3 protein-coding genes are annotated in these 2365 nt (G+C 36.4%); all 3 read right to left on the bottom strand.

The genetic code is table 11. From position 1 onward, the window contains the following. The coding region (locus tag Q0162_RS09540) for an ATP-binding protein (protein ID WP_297891090.1) at positions 1 to 878 on the bottom strand (878 nt) is incomplete at its 3' end. Positions 879 to 1046: 168 nt separating this feature from the next. Continuing rightward, positions 1047 to 1682, bottom strand: coding sequence for a hypothetical protein (locus Q0162_RS09535; protein ID WP_297891089.1), 636 nt, complete (start codon positions 1680 to 1682; stop codon positions 1047 to 1049). Positions 1683 to 1694: 12 nt separating this feature from the next. Then, a complete protein-coding gene (locus Q0162_RS09530) occupies positions 1695 to 2228 on the bottom strand; it encodes a hypothetical protein (RefSeq protein WP_297891088.1) in 534 nt (177 codons plus the stop codon). Positions 2229 to 2365 lie beyond the last annotated feature (137 nt).

Below are 2365 nucleotides of genomic sequence, written 5' to 3'. Positions count from 1 at the left end.
GGAAGCCCGTTAGCATCGGTGTGCGTTACAGGGGTGATTATACCCGCTAAAATAAGCAATTCCAACGCTTTTTTCACCTCATTACTATGGTATCCCCCTCCTCCTACTTGCGAGTATACAAACTTACTGCCTATTTGTAAGGCGACGCTTTGCAGGGTAAGTCTAAGTAAGGTAGGGTCTACTCTCTTTCGGTATTTAGGAAAATCGTCCTGATAGGTGAGTACAATATCGTCTTGCACCTCTTGGCAAGCCAAATAATCGCGTGTTGCTACCCATTTGGCTACTACCTCTGGCATCCCTCCTACCAACATATAAGAACGAAATAACCCTACTAACTTCTCGTACAAAGGTAATGGTAAAGGCGCTTCGGCAGTAGCACTATTGCGCGCTTCCAATAGCAAAGTTTCGCCACAAGCCCTTAAAAACTCATCAAAAGTCATTGGGTAGACAAACATAGAGTGGATACGCCCCACCCCAAAAGTTGGCAATGTTTCGAGAGCAAACTCTAAGAGAGAACCTGCAGCTATCACGTGCAAATCGGGCATATCTTCTTTAAAAAAACGCAATGCCATAATTGCCTCGCCTGCCGCTTGTATCTCGTCTATAAAAAGCAGTGTTTGTCCAGCAACAATAGGCTTTCCCACCATAGCCGAAAGCTGAGGCACTATACGCTTTACATCAAGGTCTCCCTGAAAGAGTTGTATAAATGAAGGTTGCTTTTCTAAGTTTATTTCTACGAAATTTTCAAATTGTTTGCCCAACTCTCTTACTGCTGTCGATTTACCCACCTGACGGGCACCCCTTAACAACAAAGGTTTGTGAGCAGGGCGTAAAGCCCATTCTTTTAGATAGCTGTCTATTAGTCTTGGGTAATACATCTTATAAGTAGTTATATATCAAAGGGCAAAGATACAAAAATTAAATTATCCAAAGAAATAAATCATCGTTTTTTGCAAAAATCCAAAGAAATAAATTGTCGTTTTTTGCAAAAATCCAAAGAAATAATGATTTTGCAAGTTATTTTTTTACTCAACACGGGGAGGTCTTCAAATATTCATATTCTTTTTCCCTCTTCCTATTTCTAGCAATCGCTCAAGAGTAGTTTGCAGTACCTTATTTAGTTTCAGCTGCCACTGATATTGATAGTCTATCACAGGGTCATTCTCATCATCTAAATTTCTCCCTACTGTTTGTACATAGATAATGCCATTTTCCACGTGATAATCTCCCATTGCATAACACTTCGTTGGTTCTGGGAAACGTTCTGTAAATTCATTCCCGTATTCATTATAGTCTATCAATATCATTCTATTGAAATCACCAATACTGAAAGCTAATTCTTTTTTTTCTAAAGCAATTTCAAAATCCTCATCAATAGAATTCTTTACTATTTTAGTTTCATTCTTTAGTTTCTGAACTAACAGAGCTAAATCCATAGCTCCTTCTATAGTGGAACAGTCCATTTTATATAAGGTTTTCCCTACTTGATAGGAGAAAATATCACCTTCTATGGTTGGATTTTCAATAGGTACTAAAGTTTCATCGCTATAAGGGGTTTTGTCGAGCATTACCTCCCCTTTTAGCAAACGAAAAATCTCTCCGCCAAAATTTATATCCAACCAACCTGCTGATGGAGTATATTTTAATCGTATAACACTTGCTTTTTTCTTTACAGTTCTCATTGTAGTTTTAATTTAAATATGGGAATAATAATGTCTAAAAATAGTATCGATATGGTAAAAATCTTCTAAATTACTTTCATTATAACCTTGTTGCTTTAAATCAACCTGTATTTTTCTCAGTAATTCCAACCAATAAGCAATAAAAACCTCTCTTTTGATGTGAATTGTATCATTAGGCGTGTTCAGTTCAGGCAAAAGATGCTTTTTGTGTTTTAAAGCTGTCCAATAAACACTAATGGAAAGCATATCATTATAGGGTTTTATTATCCACTCTGCCATAAAAGCATTACTACCCCAATGCACTTTTGTTTCGGATAAAGGTTGTTCATACATATCGTATAGCATTTTGACAATATCCCAATAAATATCGGCAACCTCATCGTGCATTTCTAAATCCAAAGCCACCCCATTCCATATCATACATAAGTTAGACGATTTGTTTTTAGGATAGATAGTTTGCAAAGCCTCACTTATAGTACTATCCTCAACATCTCGTTTGTGTAACCCTTCAGCTGGAAAAGACTTTATTGAAAATAATTCTTTCATAATGGTAAAAATATATTAGTTGTTCTTTTGTGTGATTGCTTTAAGTTTATCTAATAGATTTATAGCATATCCTCCTTGGGGTAAAACTTCTCTTATTTTAGAACGGCATAAAGCCCTTTTAAACTCCCAATCGAAAA

The sequence above is a fragment of the uncultured Capnocytophaga sp. genome (assembly GCF_937936315.1).
In the GTDB taxonomy this organism is placed as follows: Bacteria; Bacteroidota; Bacteroidia; order Flavobacteriales; family Flavobacteriaceae; genus Capnocytophaga.
Note: the sequence above shows the minus strand (reverse complement) of the source record. Positions and strands in the feature narration are given on the sequence as shown.

Coding starts and splice junctions, on each gene's coding strand:
- Q0162_RS09535 (WP_297891089.1), bottom strand. CDS start 1,682: ATGAGAACTGTAAAGAAAAAAGCAAGTGTTATACGATTAAAATATACT.
- Q0162_RS09530 (WP_297891088.1), bottom strand. CDS start 2,228: ATGAAAGAATTATTTTCAATAAAGTCTTTTCCAGCTGAAGGGTTACAC.